The 16,377-nt window shown below is 56.3% G+C and carries 17 protein-coding genes and 4 tRNA genes; 1 reads left to right on the top strand and 20 read right to left on the bottom strand.

All coding sequences use genetic code 11. The features are described from left to right. Positions 1-50: 50 nt before the first annotated feature. The 8 genes from BLL52_RS11850 to BLL52_RS11815 form a co-directional block, all read right to left on the bottom strand. Positions 51-476 carry a hypothetical protein gene (locus BLL52_RS11850; RefSeq protein ID WP_075586830.1) on the bottom strand — a complete coding sequence of 142 codons (426 nt, stop codon included), beginning with the start codon at positions 474-476 and terminating at the stop codon, positions 51-53. Further along, positions 473-1,051, bottom strand: coding sequence for a Uma2 family endonuclease (locus BLL52_RS11845; RefSeq protein ID WP_075586829.1), 579 nt, complete (start codon positions 1,049-1,051; stop codon positions 473-475). The genes BLL52_RS11850 and BLL52_RS11845 overlap by 4 nt, the downstream gene beginning before the upstream one ends. Before the next feature lie 85 nt (positions 1,052-1,136). Then, positions 1,137-1,997: a PulJ/GspJ family protein gene (locus BLL52_RS11840; RefSeq protein WP_139313375.1), complete on the bottom strand. Its 861-nt coding sequence runs from the start codon at positions 1,995-1,997 to the stop codon at positions 1,137-1,139. A gap of 11 nt (positions 1,998-2,008) precedes the next feature. After that, positions 2,009-2,434 carry a type II toxin-antitoxin system VapC family toxin gene (locus tag BLL52_RS11835; RefSeq protein WP_075586827.1) on the bottom strand — a complete coding sequence of 142 codons (426 nt, stop codon included), beginning with the start codon at positions 2,432-2,434 and terminating at the stop codon, positions 2,009-2,011. Next, on the bottom strand, positions 2,434-2,673 hold the full coding sequence (locus BLL52_RS11830; RefSeq protein ID WP_075586826.1) for a type II toxin-antitoxin system Phd/YefM family antitoxin: 240 nt from the start codon (positions 2,671-2,673) through the stop codon (positions 2,434-2,436). Before BLL52_RS11830 ends, BLL52_RS11835 begins: the two co-directional genes overlap by 1 nt. Positions 2,674-2,731: 58 nt before the next feature. Then, on the bottom strand, positions 2,732-3,220 hold the full coding sequence (locus BLL52_RS11825) for a type IV pilus modification PilV family protein (protein WP_075586825.1): 489 nt from the start codon (positions 3,218-3,220) through the stop codon (positions 2,732-2,734). Next, positions 3,210-3,641, bottom strand: a complete 432-nt coding sequence (locus BLL52_RS21760; protein WP_158025690.1) for a type II secretion system protein — start codon at positions 3,639-3,641, stop codon at positions 3,210-3,212. The genes BLL52_RS11825 and BLL52_RS21760 overlap by 11 nt, the downstream gene beginning before the upstream one ends. Positions 3,642-3,805: 164 nt before the next feature. Further along, the gene (locus BLL52_RS11815) at positions 3,806-4,384 is read right to left on the bottom strand and encodes a Uma2 family endonuclease (protein WP_075586823.1); all 579 of its coding nucleotides are present in this window, start codon (positions 4,382-4,384) and stop codon (positions 3,806-3,808) included. A gap of 114 nt (positions 4,385-4,498) precedes the next feature. Here BLL52_RS11815 and BLL52_RS11810 point away from each other — a divergent pair, with 114 nt between their 5' ends. Continuing rightward, positions 4,499-6,586 carry an O-antigen ligase family protein gene (locus tag BLL52_RS11810; RefSeq protein ID WP_075586822.1) on the top strand — a complete coding sequence of 696 codons (2,088 nt, stop codon included), beginning with the start codon at positions 4,499-4,501 and terminating at the stop codon, positions 6,584-6,586. A 71-nt stretch (positions 6,587-6,657) separates the two neighbouring features. Here the strand turns inward: BLL52_RS11810 and BLL52_RS21755 are convergent, their stop codons facing one another. The 12 genes from BLL52_RS21755 to clpP all read right to left on the bottom strand — a co-directional run bounded on the left by BLL52_RS21755 (position 6,658) and on the right by clpP (position 16,309). Further along, positions 6,658-7,038: a pilin gene (locus tag BLL52_RS21755; RefSeq protein WP_075586821.1), complete on the bottom strand. Its 381-nt coding sequence runs from the start codon at positions 7,036-7,038 to the stop codon at positions 6,658-6,660. 80 nt (positions 7,039-7,118) lie between these two features. Next, entirely contained in the window at positions 7,119-7,637 is a 519-nt protein-coding gene (locus tag BLL52_RS11800) for a hypothetical protein (protein ID WP_075586820.1), read from the bottom strand. Between the two features lie 2 nt (positions 7,638-7,639). Continuing rightward, positions 7,640-8,884, bottom strand: a complete 1,245-nt coding sequence (locus BLL52_RS11795; protein ID WP_075586819.1) for a type II secretion system F family protein — start codon at positions 8,882-8,884, stop codon at positions 7,640-7,642. A gap of 20 nt (positions 8,885-8,904) precedes the next feature. Further along, positions 8,905-10,647, bottom strand: coding sequence for a GspE/PulE family protein (locus tag BLL52_RS11790; RefSeq protein WP_241839137.1), 1,743 nt, complete (start codon positions 10,645-10,647; stop codon positions 8,905-8,907). 30 nt (positions 10,648-10,677) lie between these two features. After that, entirely contained in the window at positions 10,678-11,319 is a 642-nt protein-coding gene (locus BLL52_RS11785; RefSeq protein ID WP_075586817.1) for a DUF6806 family protein, read from the bottom strand. 15 nt (positions 11,320-11,334) lie between these two features. Next, positions 11,335-11,427: transfer RNA gene (locus BLL52_RS11780), tRNA-Leu, on the bottom strand. A gap of 78 nt (positions 11,428-11,505) precedes the next feature. Further along, positions 11,506-11,579 (bottom strand) — tRNA-Cys (locus BLL52_RS11775). A 48-nt stretch (positions 11,580-11,627) separates the two neighbouring features. Next, positions 11,628-11,703, bottom strand: a tRNA-Gly gene (locus tag BLL52_RS11770). A gap of 37 nt (positions 11,704-11,740) precedes the next feature. Then, positions 11,741-11,816 (bottom strand) — tRNA-Gly (locus BLL52_RS11765). Between the two features lie 62 nt (positions 11,817-11,878). Then, positions 11,879-14,320, bottom strand: a complete 2,442-nt coding sequence (gene lon, locus BLL52_RS11760) for an endopeptidase La (RefSeq protein ID WP_075586816.1) — start codon at positions 14,318-14,320, stop codon at positions 11,879-11,881. A 121-nt stretch (positions 14,321-14,441) separates the two neighbouring features. Continuing rightward, positions 14,442-15,704, bottom strand: a complete 1,263-nt coding sequence (gene clpX, locus BLL52_RS11755; protein WP_075586815.1) for an ATP-dependent Clp protease ATP-binding subunit ClpX — start codon at positions 15,702-15,704, stop codon at positions 14,442-14,444. Positions 15,705-15,709: 5 nt separating this feature from the next. Then, the gene (clpP, locus tag BLL52_RS11750) at positions 15,710-16,309 is read right to left on the bottom strand and encodes an ATP-dependent Clp endopeptidase proteolytic subunit ClpP (RefSeq protein ID WP_075586814.1); all 600 of its coding nucleotides are present in this window, start codon (positions 16,307-16,309) and stop codon (positions 15,710-15,712) included. Positions 16,310-16,377 lie beyond the last annotated feature (68 nt).

Genomic DNA, 16,377 nt, shown 5'->3' with positions numbered 1-16,377 from the left:
TTCATAAGGGCTAGAGCACTATTTCATCAATGAAAATTTGTTGCCAAGACTTACCGCTCCATTGACGCGGAGACACTGCGCTCAACATAGCCCACTGACCCCACTGCCCCTTGGCTGGACGCAACTGCCCGCATCTGAACCATATACCGGCTGTCAGCCCCCTCGGAATAGTTGGCGACACTGCAGGTAACGGCCACTGTAAATCCGGCAATGCTTAAAGGCGGCGTCGTGCTGCAAGTCGATGCGCTCAAACTGGCCGGGCTCGCCACGGCACTGACAGCACCTACTGCCCACTCCACACCTGCCCGCGCTGCCCAGTAGGCCCGCGTGCCCAGCACATCCTGCGCTGAAGTCAGTTGCTGGGTGTTGGAAAACGTCACCATAAAAGCACCCAGCGCCGCCAGAATCACGACCAAAAAAATAGCAGCAATCGCAGCAAAACCTTGCTGGCCAGCGGTGTGCGACCCCTGCGTCATAAGCTACTTGCAAGCTCGGCGGCACTGCCTTTGCGCCGCCACAGGCGCGAAAAATCAAAGTCGATGCTGCATTTGGACAGGTCAAAACGGTGCCGTTCATCGCTGAAATCAGCCACCTTGCGGTAGTCGCCATCGATCAGCCGATACACCTTGGCTTTGCGCGCCGCAGGATAGACCAGCACAAAATGCGCCACACCCTCGTCGCGGTAAAGCTGGAACTTGATCACTTCGTCACGCCGGGCCGCGCGGGCATCCTGGCCTGAGACGATCTCGAAAATCAGGTCTGGCGCGCGCGTCAGACGGTCGTTTTGCGGCTGATAACAAATCACCAGCACATCCGGGCGCACCACAATATCTTGCGCAAATTCGACATCCATCTCATACAAGGCTTGACAGTGGGGGCAGTCTTCCAGAGCCTGGCCGAGTTGAAGCGCGATTTGCATCGCCACGGATTGGTGCGCAAACGCCGACAACGGTGCCATGGCATAGGCCACGCCGTCAATCAGCTCCCACTCACCTTTCCACTGCCGGTAGTCGTCAACCGTGTAATGTTCTGCTTGTTGGCGCATTCTCATGATTGATCCTTTTAAAGAGGCTTGCCGCAGACCAACCTCTGCGTGGCTTTGCAATGCACTTTACACCGCAAAAACCCTGGCTGGCTCATGGCACATTGCTCACATGCACTTGGTGCTGCAGGCTCACCGTTTCATTCTTCTCTGTGATTTGCAGCTTGATGCTGATCAACGCGTTGCGCTGCAGGTCTGAGCCGCTGTAGTTGAAATTGCAGGCGCTCACATTGGTGGCCATAACCGCTGCGCCGGTCACGCTCGCAGGGCAAGTGGTGCTCTCAGCCAAGGGCAGGCTGAGTACCTGACGGTACAACGTGCCGTTGCCGTGGCCCTGCGCGTTGGTGCCGGTGGCGTCGATGCACAGGTAGCGCACGACTTTTTCGGTGGCGGTGATCACATAAAAACGCTTGGTGGGCGACTCCAGCGGAAATTTCTTTGCCGCACTGAAGGTGATCAGACTCTCGGGCGGCGAGCCCGCGCCGGGGCTGGCTGAGCTAACAGCGGCGGTGTTGTCACCCGCAAACGCGTCAGCGCCGCTGATGCCCAGGTTGTAGATCGCGATCAGGTCGCCAGCGCCGATCTGCTGGTCGGCGGGCGCGGCTGGGTTGTTGCCCAGCATGTTGAAACTGCCGTCGCTCTGTGAAAAATCCAAAACATCGCCAGCACCGCCAGGATCAGAGCGGTAACGTGCACCCGTCTTGGTCGGGATGAACTCCACACACTGGCTGTCCGCGATGCGGATGCTGTTGGGCAGCGCTTTGCGGATGTCGCGCCCCATGCGCCGCAACACGGTGTCGGCCACATCGGTCAAACCGGCGCGCCGGGCGCTGTCAAAGTAGGCGTCGATGGGGCTTTTCATGAAGACTGACACCATGCCACCAATCACGCCCATCAGAACAATGACCATCACCAACTCAATCAGCGTGAAGCCGCGCTGGGACGGGTAGTGCATGGTGTTCACGGTCAATCACTGCCCCGGCAAGCCAAGCCTTGCTGCCGAGCCGCTTGCGTGAGCGCCTGGTCAAAACTGACCAGCGCCAAGCCCAGCCGTTGTGCGACGGCCAGGTGCAACGCATCGGTTGTGCGCAGTCCGGGCGCAGGCGTGGCTTCGCACAAGACGGCCGCATTGGCAAAGTCTTCACGCAGCACATCGACCACCGTCAAGCGCGAGGCCACCAACTCAGCAAACAAACGCCTGACCGTTGAAGCAGTGGCTGCATCAACCTGCGCACAGCGCAACTTGAATGCCACAGCGCTGGAAAACTCGGCCAAAGTCCAGTGGCTGACCCAAGGCGAATTAGTCTGTTGCATTTCAAGACGCGCCGCTGGCGTGCCGGCTTCATGGAAGAACAGCGGCACCAACACCGAGGTGTCGAAGTAGGCGGCCATCAATAGCTGTCTTGCGCGCGCATGGCCGCCACGCTGTTGCCTGCTGCGGCGGGTTGCGCGTCAACAAATGCCGCAAGCGCTGCAAAATCGAACGGTTCACGCGTGACCGCCTTCGGCTCGGGCACCAGCCTCGCAACCGGGCGTCCGCGCCGCGAGATGGTCAGCGCCTGCCCGGCCTCAACCAATGAGAGCAACTCTGAAAGATGCGCCTTGGCATCGGCAACAGAAACACTGCGCATAAGGAGGCTCCTTTTTATATGACCATTTCAGCGTGAATTATGTCATCAAGATGGTCATCTAATAGTTGGCCCGGTAGCCGCTGAGGCTGATGGTGCCAGCCGGCCCACTGACCGAGACGGTGATTTTTTTGGCCGCCACCCCGGTCAGGTCGGTGCTGTCACCCACGGTGACACCCGCGATGTTGTACAGCGCCAAACCCGGGATGGCATCACCCACCAAGTCGACGATGCCGCTGGTGGTGCTGTAGCCGGCGTAGTCTTTCACATCGTCATACAGGCTGCGCGAGGCTTCTACGGTATAGGTGCCGCAGGTTGGCGGGGTGCCCGCAGTCACGGTGTCGGGGTCGCAATAGTCCTTGAGCAAAATTTCTTCCAGCAATGACTCAGCAATGGCAATGGCCTGCTTGCGCACCATCGGGTCGGCGCTGGATTTGACAGTGGTGTTCATCACCGACAAAATGCCCGCCAGCCCCGCGCTCACCACCACAATAAAGATGATCAGCTCGATCAGCGTGAAGCCGGTTTGGCGGGGCCGGTTACTTGACATAACCAGTGTCTTTGTCAATGACGATTGCCGTGCCGTCAGCAAAGGTCAGCGTCACGTCCGCCGACTGATCTGTGCTGCCCAAGGGGACAAACTTGAAGGGTGAAACCGATGCAGACAGCCCGCTGCCAGCCTTGGGTTGGTTCGGCAAAGTCAGCGTGCCAGCACAGTTGGTCGCCGGGTTGTCGGTGGCGATCTTCAAGTCGATGCCCGTGGCAGCCACGGTGACACACACCGCACGTCGCTGCGCAATGGCCGTCTTTTGCGCGTAGCGCAGCAGGGCGCGCGTCTCGTCCTGAAACCCCCGCGCATAAAAATCAGAACTGTTGAACATACGCGGCGCAGCAAAAACGGCCAGCACACCCAGGATGACGATGACCATGATCAGTTCGATCAGGGTGAAACCCCGTGTGCGACGCCGCAAAGCGCGTGCCCGACACCTCAGGCCAGGCATCGCGGCAAGCGCTTGGGTACACAGGGCTGGCATGTCAGAGACTTGTTTCGCTATTCATTAAAGAGCTGCTTGCGCAGTATTCATAAGGGCTAGAGGCCAATTTTTCATAAATTTCGCCAGCTCGAAAACGAATGTTAGCCATGCACTTCAGCGGTGCCCAAATTGACATCCTCGTACACCTCGTCAAGCGCCAGACTGGCGTTAACGCTGTCCAACTGCACAGCACCGGTTTCGGCGCGCACAGCCACAAGCCAGTCGCCATCGTCGGCGCGCCGATAAAGCTCAAGCTGGCGTTTGTCTTGGGCGATCAGCAAATACTCGCGCAGGCTGGGCAAGGTGCGGTAAGCCAGCATTTTCTCGCGCCGGTCAATCGACTCGGTGGACGGCGACAGCACCTCCACCACCAGGCTGGGGCTTTGTTTGTAGTACGTTTGCGCATCGTCCGGATCACAAACCACCATCACATCCGGGTAGTAAAACGCTTTCCACGTCGCCACGTGCAACTTCATGTCAGAGATAAACACCCGGCACGGCCCACCGCGCGCATGACTGCGCAGAAAGGATGCCACGTTTAACGCGATCAGGTTGTGCGCCTCGCCCGCGCCAGCCATGGCGTAAACCTCGCCATCGACATACTCGTGGCGAATGTCGCTAGTGAGTTCGCCGCTAAGGTAGTCATCAGCGGTCAAGCGTGGTTTGAAGGCATGTTGCATGGTTTGACCTCACGTGGGTGGGCTTGGCCGTCCATCATAATAGGTAGGCGTTAACGTGAACTTCATCCGACTGCCCAAGTGCCCTCTCTTCAACCCATCACTTTCCTGGCTTGGATGATGTTTTTGGTCCCGACGTTGGGCGTGCCCAGCGAGTTGATGCTGCAAGACACGCTGAAATCGGCGTTGGCGGCTTTTGGAGTACTGATAGCGGCACTGGTATTTTTTTGGCAGCAACGCCAGCGCACTGCGCCTTTGCGCTGGCATGGCTTGGTCTGGCTCCCGTTGGCGCTAATGGCCTACGCGCTGGGCAGCATGGCGTGGAGCCACACCTACCTGGCGGGCGTGGAAGCCATTCGCTGGTTCATTTTGAGCCTACTGCTGTGGCTGGTACTGAACACGCTGACACGCAAGAATCTGCCAACGCTGCTGTGGGGCATTCACTTGGGTGCGGTGGTGGCCTCCCTGTGGGTGGCGCTGCAATTTTGGTTTGATTGGCGCTTTTTTCCGCAAGGTGCCATGCCAGCATCGTCTTTCATCAACCGCAATTTCTTTGCTGAATACGCCATAGCCGTGCTGCCGCTGTCAGTTTGGTTGCTCGCCAGTCTGCGCTCACCGCGCTTGACGATGGTCATGACGGCCTCAGTCGCTTTCAATGTAGTGGCACTGATGATGACCGGCACCCGTTCTGCCCTGGTGACGCTGCTGGTGTTGTTGCCGGTGTTGGCGGTGGTACTTGTGAAGTACCGAGATATATTGCCTTTTTGGCGTCTAGCCCTTGTAAATAGAGCGCTAACAGCTGCTATTTTTATAGCATGTGTTGGTGTGATGGGCTCGATTCCAACCCAAAATGCGCAGCTGATCAAAGACGGCAGTGGCACCACAGCCCTGGAACGCAGTTTTTTGCGAACCGCCTCGATGGCCAAACGCAGCGAGTACACCGAAGGCTCTTTTTCAATCCGCTCGCAGATGTGGATGGCCACCGCCCGCATGATGCTGGCCAACCCGCTAACCGGTGTGGGCGCTGGTGCCTGGGAGGTGCAAATTCCGCTGTACCAACGCACTTACACGGTGTTAGAGACTGACTACTACGCGCACAACGAGTTTTTACAGTTGCTCAGTGAATACGGCATGGCGGTGGGTGGCTTGGTTTTAGCGTTTTTGTTGGCCTATTTGCTGCACTCGGCCGGAACTACCTGGCGGCTACGCGGCGAGGATTTGCAAGAGGCTCCGCTACGGGCTTTCACGCTGACGAGCCTGCTGGCACTGCTAATCGTCAGCAACGCAGGGTTTCCTTGGCATTTGGCGGGCTGTGGGGCGCTGCTGGTGCTGGCTTTAGCGATGTTGGCGGGGTCGGATGCGCGACTGGGCAAGCGGCAGCAGTTTTTTGCGTCCTGTCTGCGCTGGAAGCCAACTTACTCACGCGTCGCGTTGATTGCGATGGCAACCAGCCTTGGGCTGGCGGCCTACATCAGCAGGCAGGCGGCAGTGGCGGAATACAAAATCGTCCACGCCATCCATCTTGGCTTGTTTTTGACGCAAACCCTGCCCGCCAGCGCGCCCAGTATGGCCGACCGCAAATCACAAATGTTGCAGGATGTTCAGGAGGGAATTGCCATCAATCATCACTACCGGCGGCTCACCGCAGTGGTGGCAGAACAATTGGCAGCATCCGGGGACTTCAGAAATGCCATAAAGATACTGGAAACAGTTGCAGCCAGTCGGCCAAATGTAGTGGCCATTTGGGCCGGTCTGGCAATCAACTACGCGCAGATGGGTCAACACGAGAAAGCGCATCTAGCACTGCAACAAGTAGAAAGGTTGAAGCCTGATGATCTGGAAACGGTCACTCTCAAGGTCACACTTCTAACCAAGGCTGGCCAGGCAATTGAGGCCGCGGGGATATTGAATAAGAGCTTCGACCTTGGCCGATACGACTTCAACCTGCTGCAGACGGGATACGCGGTCGGCCTAAAAGAAAACAATCCGCTTTTGACGATCCGGTCACTGGAGCTTTTCAACACCAAATGGCCTGAGCAGGGAGCTGACACTTACTTTCGGCTAGGTTCAATTTATGCCAACCCACCGATGCAGGATGATGCGAAGGCGCTTGCCGCTTTTAAACAGGGATATGCTGGCGTGCCTGCTGATCAAAAAGACAATTACCGGTATCAATTACCACTGCGTTTTCAGCAGCAGATGTGAAAAAGCCGCCTTGACGGCGGCTAGTTCGGAGAACAGGCAGCGTCAAAGCTGAACCTGTTCAATCAATAGAGTCAGATTCCAACAATGACCGCGGTTGCCGTCTTGCCGCCATCGGTTTGTTGGACTGTGCAGTTGGTTGACACGCCAGCGGCACCAACGTTGCCAGCCTCCATCTTGTAGCCCGAAGGTAGCCCACCCTGCAAGATCGCAGTTGCAGCGTCCTGGCAACTGATGTTAGCGGTTGCGGTGCCATTAGCTGTGGTCACACTCCGGGCAGCATAGTTAATTGAGCTCGCCGAACTGATGCCGCCAGCGACTCCTTGTACTGCCGCAGTCTGCGCATCCCCCTTCAAATCCACAAACTTAGGCAACGCCACCGCCGCCAGCACACCCAAGATCACGATCACCATTACCAACTCGATCAAAGTAAAGCCGCGTTGTACTTGTTTCATGTTGTCCGCCTTTTAAAAAAATTTAAAATTCATAGCGCCGGTGTTCTAAGTATATGGCGGCCAAACTACAAACTTCCACATCAGTCAAGCAACTGCCCCTGCCAGCGGTAGACTTCCTTCCCCGTCAGTTGCAGAGGGCCCGGTGCGCCTTGTAACTGGAACCACGCCATCAGCTCACCGCTAGGGCTGTCAAACCACCGATCATCCAGCGGGCGGTAGCCTATACAGGGGCAAGCAGGATCAAAAACCCAGGTGCCGGGCAAGACCATTTCCGCTTGCTGGCGGCTGGCAAGGCCTGAATAATTCGCCGGGCGCTGTTGCAGCAATTCAAAGGGATTGCGAGGTTCATTCAACACAGCGTCAGCGGCACCTGTGTTGGATATTTTTGCTGTAACGCGCTGCAAGCGGTCAATGACCAGCGCAGTCCGCAGTGCGCCCAAGGTGCTTCGCACCGCCGCGTACTCGCCCTGCCCTTGCAGAACGCGCGTGTAGTGCATGAACGCCACCACCAATATCGCTACGACAAGGCCCATCACCGACCATTCCAAGGTGCGGCTCCAAGTGGGCAAACTCAAATGGCGCATGGCGCGCTCAGCCATGGCTAGCCGCCACCTTTGCCCATCGCAGCCGAGCCCAAATTCCAGAGTGGCAAAAACACACCCAGCGCCAGGAGCAACACCAGCACGCCAATGACTGCCAGCAGGATCGGCTCAATGGCGGCTGACAGGCCCTTGATGTTGTAGTCGGTTTCGCGCTCGTACATGCCGGCAATCTCGAACAGCAGGTTATCGAGCTCGCCGGTTTCTTCACCCACGTTGATCATTTGCAGCACCACCGGGGTGAAGACGCCGGTGGCCGCCGCGCAGGCTGAAATGCTCTCGCCGCGCTCAATGCCATCGCGCATTTGCTCAATGCGGCTGCCTATAAATGCGTTGTCTACCGTTTGCGCCACCACGGTTAAAGCTTGCACCAAGGGCACGCCACTCTGGCTGGACAAGGCAAAACTGCGGGCAAAACGGGCCAGGGTAGCCTTCAGGATGATCTCGCCCACAATGGGGAGCTTAAGCTTGCGGGAGTCCCAGTTGTAGCGGCCCGCAGGGGTGCGTATGTAGCTGCGAATCAACATGCCCACGCCAATACCCCCGGCAATCAGCAACGGCCACCAGGCCAGCATCCAGGCGGAAAAAGCCAGCAAGCCGCGGGTGATCAGTGGCAACTCTGCGTTGAAGCCGGCAAACACTTTGGCAAAGGTGGGAATCACAAAAATATTCAGGATGATCACGGCAATGGCCATGGCGATCAATACAAAAATCGGGTAGCGCAAGGCCTGCTTGATGCGCTCACGCACATCGCGCTCAAACTCCATATGCTCATTGAGGCGCAAAAACACTTCGGTGAGCTTGCCGGTCATCTCCCCCACGCGGATCATGGAGATGTAAAACGCACCAAAAATATCCTGATGTCGCGCCAATGCGGCCGATAGCTCACGCCCTTGGTCCAGGCTGGAGCGAATGTCTTTGAGCAAATCAACCATGGCTGGCTTGGTGCTGGACGCTTCCAGCCCGGCAAATGCACGCAGTATGGGCACGCCCGCCTTGTTCAAGGTGTACATCTGCCGCGAAAAAATCAGGATGTCTTCCACCACCACCGCAGGCCGGCTGAGCCGAGTGAACCAGTTATCTTGGCCGGCTTTGTCTTTGGCAGCCACGGTAACCGCACCGATATGAACCGGTGCCACTCCCATGGCCAGCAGTTGATCGGCGACGTTGTTTTCGCTCAGTGCGTCGAGTTGGCCCTGAACTGCTTCACCGCGATTGTTGCGGCCGCGCCATGCATAGACTGCCATAAGTGCTGGTCTGGCTGCGGTCAGTCGTCTTGCTCGTCGACATCGAACCCGATGCGTAAGGCCTCGGCCAGCGACGTGCGCCCCTGGCGAACCAGTTCCAGCGCATGAAACGACAGGGTGTGGCCCTTCATGCGCTCGCGCGCAAGTTTCATAAACGCTGCAGGGTCAGATCGGGACGCCGCTTGGGTGAGTGCCGCATCCATTTCAAGCAGTTCATAAACCCCTTGGCGACCCGCATAACCGGTGCCATTGCAGGCCGAGCAGCCTCGCCCGCGCTTGGAGGCCACTGCAGCCACATCATCAACCATACCCGCCAGCCACGACAACTCTTGCGGCGTGGGGTGATGCGGCTCGTTGCACTCCGGGCAGTTCAGCCGAACCAGCCGCTGGGCAATCACCGCCTGTAAAGAGGTCGCCACCATGAAGGGCGGCACACCCATGTCCAGCAGCCGGAAAGGTGTGCTGATGGCATCACGGGTATGCAAAGTTGATAGCACCAAGTGCCCGGTAATTGCGGCCCGAAGGCCGATTTCAGCAGTTTCTGCGTCTCGCATCTCACCGACCAGAATCACATCCGGATCCTGACGCAGGCAAGCGCGCAACACGCGTGCAAAGCTCAAATCAATCTTGTCGTTCACCTGCACCTGGGTCAGGCCAGGCATCCGGTATTCCACCGGGTCTTCCACGGTGATGACCTTGAGTTCAGCAGCATTGATCTCTGACAGTGCCGCGTATAGTGTCGTGGTTTTGCCTGAGCCTGTGGGCCCGGTCACCAGCACCAGCCCGGAAATGCGACCAATGATCTCGTGAAAGCGCCGCAGCATGTCTGCCGGCATGCCAATGTCATCTAGGCGCTTCATGCCTGCGCCCTGCTTTAGCAAACGCATCACGGCTGATTCACCGTAATTGGTGGGCAAGGTGGAAAGCCGCACATCAATCGTGGCGTCACGCAGGCGCACGCTGAAGCGACCATCTTGCGGTAAGCGTTTCTCAGAAATATCCAGCCCGGCCATGAGCTTGAGACGCTGCGCCAACGCGCCACCAATGCGCTTGTCGGCCTGCGTTTGGGTTTGCAACACACCATCCACCCGCACCCGGATTTGCAGCCCTGACTCTTGCGGCTCAATATGCACATCCGACGCGCCAACCTGCATGGCATCTTCAAAAAGCGACTGCAGCAAGCGCACAACTGGCGCGCCCTCACTGCCCACCGATGCAGACAACTCGCCAAAGTCAACCGCATCACCCAGATCTTTTTCCAACGCACGCGCGAAGCCACTGATTTCCTCAGTGCGGCGGTAGAGCCTGTCAAACGCCAGCGCCAACTGACTTTCCGGAACCGCAGCAATTGAAACTGATCGCTTGAGCAGCCTTGTCAGTTCGTCATAGGCAAACAGGTCAAGCGGGTCGGCAAAAGCGACCAGCAAGGTATCACCCTTGTCTTCCAGCACTAGGGCACGGAAACGCCGCGCAGCTGACTCGGGCAGCAGTTTCACCACATCAACACGAAACGGGAAGGTTTTGAGATTGACGAACGGAACCCGGAGCTGGCGCGCCAGCCCGTTGGCCAGTAGTTCTTCAGTGATCAGCCCGGTTTCAATGAGCAGACGGCCCATTTTTTTGCCAGTCTGCTTTTGAAGCAACAGCGTTTGCTGCAATTGCTCTTGGGAGATCAGGCGCTGCTGAACCAGCACGTCGCCCAGCCGTAGCTTCTCGGGACGCCCCGGAACAGGGGGTGATGGTGCTGCGGTTGCTGAAGTCACGGCCTGATTCATATCCGCATATGCTCCAAACTAATGCAAATGACGGGGCTTGCGGCCCCCGCCGTGACCCATGCCACCAGAGCCTCCACCACCCGAACCTCGCGGCGGCTTGCCCAACTGCAAAGAGTTGACCAAGTCATCAAAGCGTTGGCTAAACAGGTGGTCGATGGCGGCGACCACCCCACCCAGCTCTGCCCCGTCAAAGTGGCGCTCCATCATGTTGACCACATCTTGCACCAGTAAATCGCGCTGCACTTGCATGATGGACGCCGGGTCTGGGCCGACAAAGAGCATGACAAAGTCATCACGTGACTCGTTATCGGTGGCGTCTTCTTCGTCCTCATCGTCAAATTCGGTATCGTAAAAAGTGACTTCAATGGCGGCACCTGATTGCGCCACATCGTTGAGGTTCATGCACAGTTCGTCGAGTGCCTGGCGAAAGTCATCATCACCTTCCACGGTCCAGCACATCTGCAGAAGGTGCTCCTGGGCATCAAATTTGATGCCCGGCTCATCTTCGTAAAAGCTACCTGACGCTGCGGCTAAAGATTTGGCACCCACATATTTCCAGAGGGGCTTGAGTGCGTCTTGCAGGTTGTCAGGGGTCACATCCGCGCGCAAGGCCACCTGGCCATGCACATGGATTTCAAAGGGGGCGTTGTAGCGTGCCATAGGTTTGGAGTTTAGTGGTGCCCGAGACCGGAATCGAACCGGTACGCCCGTTATTCACGAAGCGGCGGATTTTAAGTCCGATGTGTCTACCTATTTCACCACTCGGGCACAGCTGTATTGTGAGACAAAAAGCCTCGCATAATGACTTTGCGAGGCTTGCCTGAGCTTATTTGGGCTCCGTATTGATGGAGGCGCGACCCAGAGTCGAACTGGGCTAGACGGATTTGCAATCCGTTGCATAACCGATTTGCTATCGCGCCAAAACCTATGACAAAAAAGGGAAGCAGCTGCTTCCCTTTTTTGAAATCTGGAGCGGGAAAAGAGTCTCGAACTCTCGACCTCAACCTTGGCAAGGTTGCGCTCTACCAACTGAGCTATTCCCGCGTGGATGCAAACCGGGATTTGCATCTGATAAAACCTATGGAGCGGGAAAAGAGTCTCGAACTCTCGACCTCAACCTTGGCAAGGTTGCGCTCTACCAACTGAGCTATTCCCGCGTCGCAAGCCCATGAGTATAGTAGAAAACGGGCCTGCTTTGTTTCAAAATTCAAAAACGTTTTCAGTGTTTCACCGCGCCCGAGAGGTGAACAGGATCAACCACCGCCTTGGCGGGCGCGACGGCCACCGGTTCATCTTCAGGTAGCGGCGTGGGCATCCGCTCCAATGCAATCTCAAGCGCCTTGTCGATCCAGCGCACCGGAACAATTTCAAGACCATTTTTTACATTTTCAGGAATTTCCTGCAAGTCCTTGGCGTTGTCTTCCGGAATGATCACCGTCGTGACACCACCCCGCAGCGCGGCGAGCAGCTTTTCTTTCAAGCCACCAATAGCGGTCACCTCACCGCGCAAAGTGATTTCACCCGTCATGGCCACGTTACAACGCACCGGGATACCGGTCATGGCAGACACAAATGCCGTAGTCATGGCCACACCAGCACTGGGACCGTCTTTGGGTGTTGCACCGTCAGGCACATGGATATGAATGTCTTTCTTTTCGAAAACTTCATCCTTGATGCCCAGCCGGTGTGAGCGGCTGCGCACCACGGTGCGGGCGGCCTCCACTGACTCTTTCATCACGTCGCCCAAAGAACCGGTGCGCGTGATCACACCCTTGCCCGGCACCATGGCGGCTTCAATGGTGAGCAAATCGCCACCGACTTCTGTCCACGCCAAGCCAACCACTTGGCCCACCTGATTTATCTTCTCGGCGCGGCCATAGTCGTACTTACGCACACCAAGAAAATCGTTCAAGTTATCGCCTGCCACAGTGACTAGGCCGGTCATCTTCTTGAGTTGCAAACCTTTAACCACCTTGCGGCAGATCTTGGAGATTTCACGCTCCAACGACCGCACGCCGGCTTCACGCGTGTAGTAACGCACGATGTCACGTACCGCCTCTTCGGTCAAAAGCAGTTCAGATTCCTTCACGCCATTGTTCTTGAACTGCTTGGGCAGCAAGTACTTGAGAGCAATATTTGTTTTTTCGTCTTCGGTATAACCGGCCAGGCGAATCACTTCCATGCGGTCCAGCAGGGCGGGCGGGATATTCATGGAATTGGATGTGGCGATAAACATCACGTCACTCAGGTCAAAGTCGACCTCGACATAGTGATCACCAAACTTGTGGTTCTGCTCGGGGTCCAGCACCTCAAGCAACGCACTCGACGGATCACCACGGAAGTCTGTGCCCAGTTTGTCGATTTCGTCCAGCAAAAACAACGGGTTGCGCGTGCCCACCTTGGACAAGCTCTGCAGCACTTTGCCCGGCATGGCACCAATATAGGTTCGCCGATGGCCACGGATTTCAGCCTCGTCGCGCATTCCACCCAGCGCCATACGCACATATTTTCTGCCCGTGGCTTTGGCAATTGACTCACCAAGAGAAGTTTTACCCACCCCAGGTGGGCCCACCAGACACAGGATGGGCGACTTGACCTTGTCGACCCGCTGCTGCACAGCAAGGTATTCGAGGATGCGGTCCTTGACCTTGTCCAGACCATAGTGATCTTCATTCAGCACCGTCTCGGCGTTCGTCAGGTTGTGCTTGATTTTGGTCTTGACCGCCCAAGGCATGCTGGTCAGCACATCTATGTAATTGCGCACCACCGTGGCTTCTGCTGACATCGGCGACATCAACTTGAGTTTTTTGAGCTCCGCCTCAGCCTTTTTTAGCGCCTCCACGGGCATCTTGGCAGACTTGATTTTCTTCTCGATCTCTTCAATATCTGCACCGTCTTCGCCTTCGCCGAGTTCCTTTTGAATGGCTTTGACCTGCTCATTCAAGTAGAAATCGCGCTGGTTCTTTTCCATCTGGCGTTTGACTCGCCCACGAATCTTTTTGTCGACATTCAGGATATCGACTTCGCGCTCAATCTGACCGTACAGGTTTTCCAGGCGCTCTTTGATGTTGGACAGCTCCAGCACAGCTTGCTTGCTGTCGAGCTTTAACGGCAGATGGGCTGCGATGGTGTCGGTCATGCGGCCCGGGTCGTCAATGCCGGCAATCGACGTCAGAATTTCTGGCGGAATTTTCTTATTGAGTTTGACGTACTGGTCAAACTGCTGCATCACCGCGCGACGCAACGCCTCAATTTCACTCGCCTTGTTTTTTGACTTCGTCACAGGCTCCACAACTACTTCTACAGGTGTGATGCTGGCAACAAAATAAGACTCGCCGTCCTCCACCTTATTGACCACGGCACGCTGTTGCCCCTCCACCAGCACCTTGACCGTGCCGTCAGGGAGCTTCAGCATTTGCAAAATGGTGGAGATACAACCGACATCAAACATGTCGGTGACCAGAGGATCATCCTTGGCTGCGGCTTTTTGCGCCACCAGCATAATCCGCCGGTCGATGCCCATAGCGGCTTCCAGCGCCTTGATGCTCTTGGGCCTGCCGACAAACAGCGGAATAACCATGTGCGGAAACACCACCACATCGCGCAAGGGCAACAGTGGCAGGTCAAGGGGATCAACAGGTAATAGTGTGTGACCAGACATAAAACATCCTTTTCTTACCTGGTAGATATGGAGCGACTTGGCCACTTTTCAAGCAGCGAGCCCATTATCAGCAGCCCGTGAAAACGCTACCGGGGCATAAAGCCCCCAAACGCAGACCAAATCAGGCCTTCTTGGCCACTTCGCGGTAAACCAACAAGGGCGCTTTGTTTTCTTCGATGGTAGATTCGTCAAGAACCACTTTTTCCACATTAGACGCGTTGGGCAAGTCAAACATGGTGTCGATCAGCGCCAACTCCAAAATGGAGCGCAAACCCCGTGCGCCGGTTTTGCGGGCCAGCGCCTTCTTGGCAATCGCTTTCAAGGCAGAAGGGCGGATTTCGAGATCGACCCCTTCCATGGCCAGCAACTTGCTGTATTGCTTGACCAGCGCGTTTTTTGGCTCGGTGAGGATCTGTATCAGCGTTTCTTGGCTGAGTTCGCCCAGCGTCGCTACCACCGGCATGCGCCCCACGAGCTCTGGAATCAAACCGAACTTGATCAAATCTTCTGGCTCAACTTCCTTGAAGACGTCAGTCAGACTGCGGTTATGTTTGCTCTTGACCGCCGCACCAAAACCGATGCCCGATGACTCGGTGCGGTTGTCAATGACTTTCTCCAGCCCCGAAAACGCGCCACCGCAAATGAACAAAATGTTGGTGGTGTCGACCTGCACAAAGTCCTGATTCGGGTGCTTGCGGCCACCTTGGGGTGGCACGCTGGCCATCGTGCCTTCAATCAGCTTGAGCAGCGCCTGCTGCACACCTTCGCCTGACACATCACGCGTGATGGATGGGTTGTCAGACTTGCGTGAGATCTTGTCGATCTCGTCAATGTAAACAATACCGCGCTGAGCCCGTTCCACTTCATAGTTACAGCTTTGCAGCAGCTTGAGCACGATGTTTTCAACGTCTTCACCGACGTAACCGGCTTCGGTCAGCGTTGTGGCGTCGGCCATGACAAAAGGCACATCCAGCATTCGCGCCAAAGTCTGCGCCAGCAGCGTCTTACCCGAACCCGTGGGACCAATCAGCAAAATATTGCTTTTGGACAGTTCAACATCGTCTTTGGTGGACTTTTCCTGGTGCTTGAGCCGCTTGTAGTGGTTGTAAACCGCCACCGCCAGGATGCGCTTGGCAGGCTCTTGACCAATAACGTAATTGTCCAAATTGGCTTTGATCTCAGCGGGTGTCGGCAGATCACCTGTGCCTGTGCTCTCGGTGGTCGGCGGCAGTTCGTCGCGGATGATTTCGTTGCAGAGTTCAATGCACTCATCGCACACAAACACCGAGGGACCAGCAATCAGTTTCTTGACTTCATGCTGACTTTTGCCACAGAAAGAACAGTACAGCGTCTTTTCGCCCGAGGAGCCTTTTTTGTCGGCCATGTGAACTACGCCCTTTTTGAAATAACCTGGTCAATCAGACCGTAATCTTTGCACTCATCCGCCGACATGTAGTAGTCGCGCTCGGTGTCACGCTCAATACGCTCCAGCGACTGGCCGGTGCGCTCGGCGAGAATTTTGTTGAGTTGCCCACGGGTTTTCAGGATTTCACGCGCCTGAATTTCGATTTCAGTCGCTTGACCCTGGCTACCCCCCGAGGGTTGGTGAATCATGACCTTGGAGTTTGGCAGCGAAAAACGCTTGCCTTTTTCACCCGCTGCCAACAAAAACGCGCCCATGCTGGCAGCCATGCCGGTACACAGCGTGGAAACCTGAGGCTTGATGAAATTCATGGTGTCATAAATCGCCATGCCAGCGGTGACCGAGCCGCCGGGCGAATTGATGTAGAACGAGATGTCTTTATCCGGGTTTTCGCTTTCCAGAAACAACAACTGCGCCACCACCAGGTTGGCCACATGGTCATTGACCGGACCCACCATAAAAATCACACGCTCTTTGAGCAGACGCGAATAAATGTCATAAGAACGCTCGCCGCGGCCTGATTGTTCAATCACCATGGGCACCATGCCCAGATTCTGTATGTTCATTGCACTCCTACGGGGATTCGGGTTTGATCATGAAAACTGACTGTACTGTAGCCAAAAACGCAAGCCTG

Source organism: Rhodoferax antarcticus ANT.BR (assembly GCF_001938565.1).
GTDB lineage: Bacteria > Pseudomonadota > Gammaproteobacteria > Burkholderiales > Burkholderiaceae_C > Rhodoferax > Rhodoferax antarcticus.
This window is presented reverse-complemented; position numbering and strand designations above follow the sequence as displayed.

Excerpts from the sequence above, each read along its gene's own strand:
- BLL52_RS11825 (WP_075586825.1), bottom strand. The coding sequence starts at position 3,220 with ATGTCAAGTAACCGGCCCCGCCAAACCGGCTTCACGCTGATCGAGCTG.
- BLL52_RS11810 (WP_075586822.1), top strand. The coding sequence starts at position 4,499 with ATGATGTTTTTGGTCCCGACGTTGGGCGTGCCCAGCGAGTTGATGCTG.
- BLL52_RS11800 (WP_075586820.1), bottom strand. The coding sequence starts at position 7,637 with ATGGCTGAGCGCGCCATGCGCCATTTGAGTTTGCCCACTTGGAGCCGC.
- BLL52_RS11835 (WP_075586827.1), bottom strand. The coding sequence starts at position 2,434 with ATGGCCGCCTACTTCGACACCTCGGTGTTGGTGCCGCTGTTCTTCCAT.
- BLL52_RS11815 (WP_075586823.1), bottom strand. The coding sequence starts at position 4,384 with ATGCAACATGCCTTCAAACCACGCTTGACCGCTGATGACTACCTTAGC.
- BLL52_RS11840 (WP_139313375.1), bottom strand. The coding sequence starts at position 1,997 with ATGCACTACCCGTCCCAGCGCGGCTTCACGCTGATTGAGTTGGTGATG.
- BLL52_RS11850 (WP_075586830.1), bottom strand. The coding sequence starts at position 476 with ATGACGCAGGGGTCGCACACCGCTGGCCAGCAAGGTTTTGCTGCGATT.
- BLL52_RS11785 (WP_075586817.1), bottom strand. The coding sequence starts at position 11,319 with ATGGCACGCTACAACGCCCCCTTTGAAATCCATGTGCATGGCCAGGTG.
- clpX (WP_075586815.1), bottom strand. The coding sequence starts at position 15,704 with ATGGCCGACAAAAAAGGCTCCTCGGGCGAAAAGACGCTGTACTGTTCT.
- clpP (WP_075586814.1), bottom strand. The coding sequence starts at position 16,309 with ATGAACATACAGAATCTGGGCATGGTGCCCATGGTGATTGAACAATCA.
- BLL52_RS21755 (WP_075586821.1), bottom strand. The coding sequence starts at position 7,038 with ATGAAACAAGTACAACGCGGCTTTACTTTGATCGAGTTGGTAATGGTG.
- BLL52_RS11845 (WP_075586829.1), bottom strand. The coding sequence starts at position 1,051 with ATGAGAATGCGCCAACAAGCAGAACATTACACGGTTGACGACTACCGG.
- BLL52_RS11830 (WP_075586826.1), bottom strand. The coding sequence starts at position 2,673 with ATGCGCAGTGTTTCTGTTGCCGATGCCAAGGCGCATCTTTCAGAGTTG.
- BLL52_RS11795 (WP_075586819.1), bottom strand. The coding sequence starts at position 8,884 with ATGGCAGTCTATGCATGGCGCGGCCGCAACAATCGCGGTGAAGCAGTT.
- lon (WP_075586816.1), bottom strand. The coding sequence starts at position 14,320 with ATGTCTGGTCACACACTATTACCTGTTGATCCCCTTGACCTGCCACTG.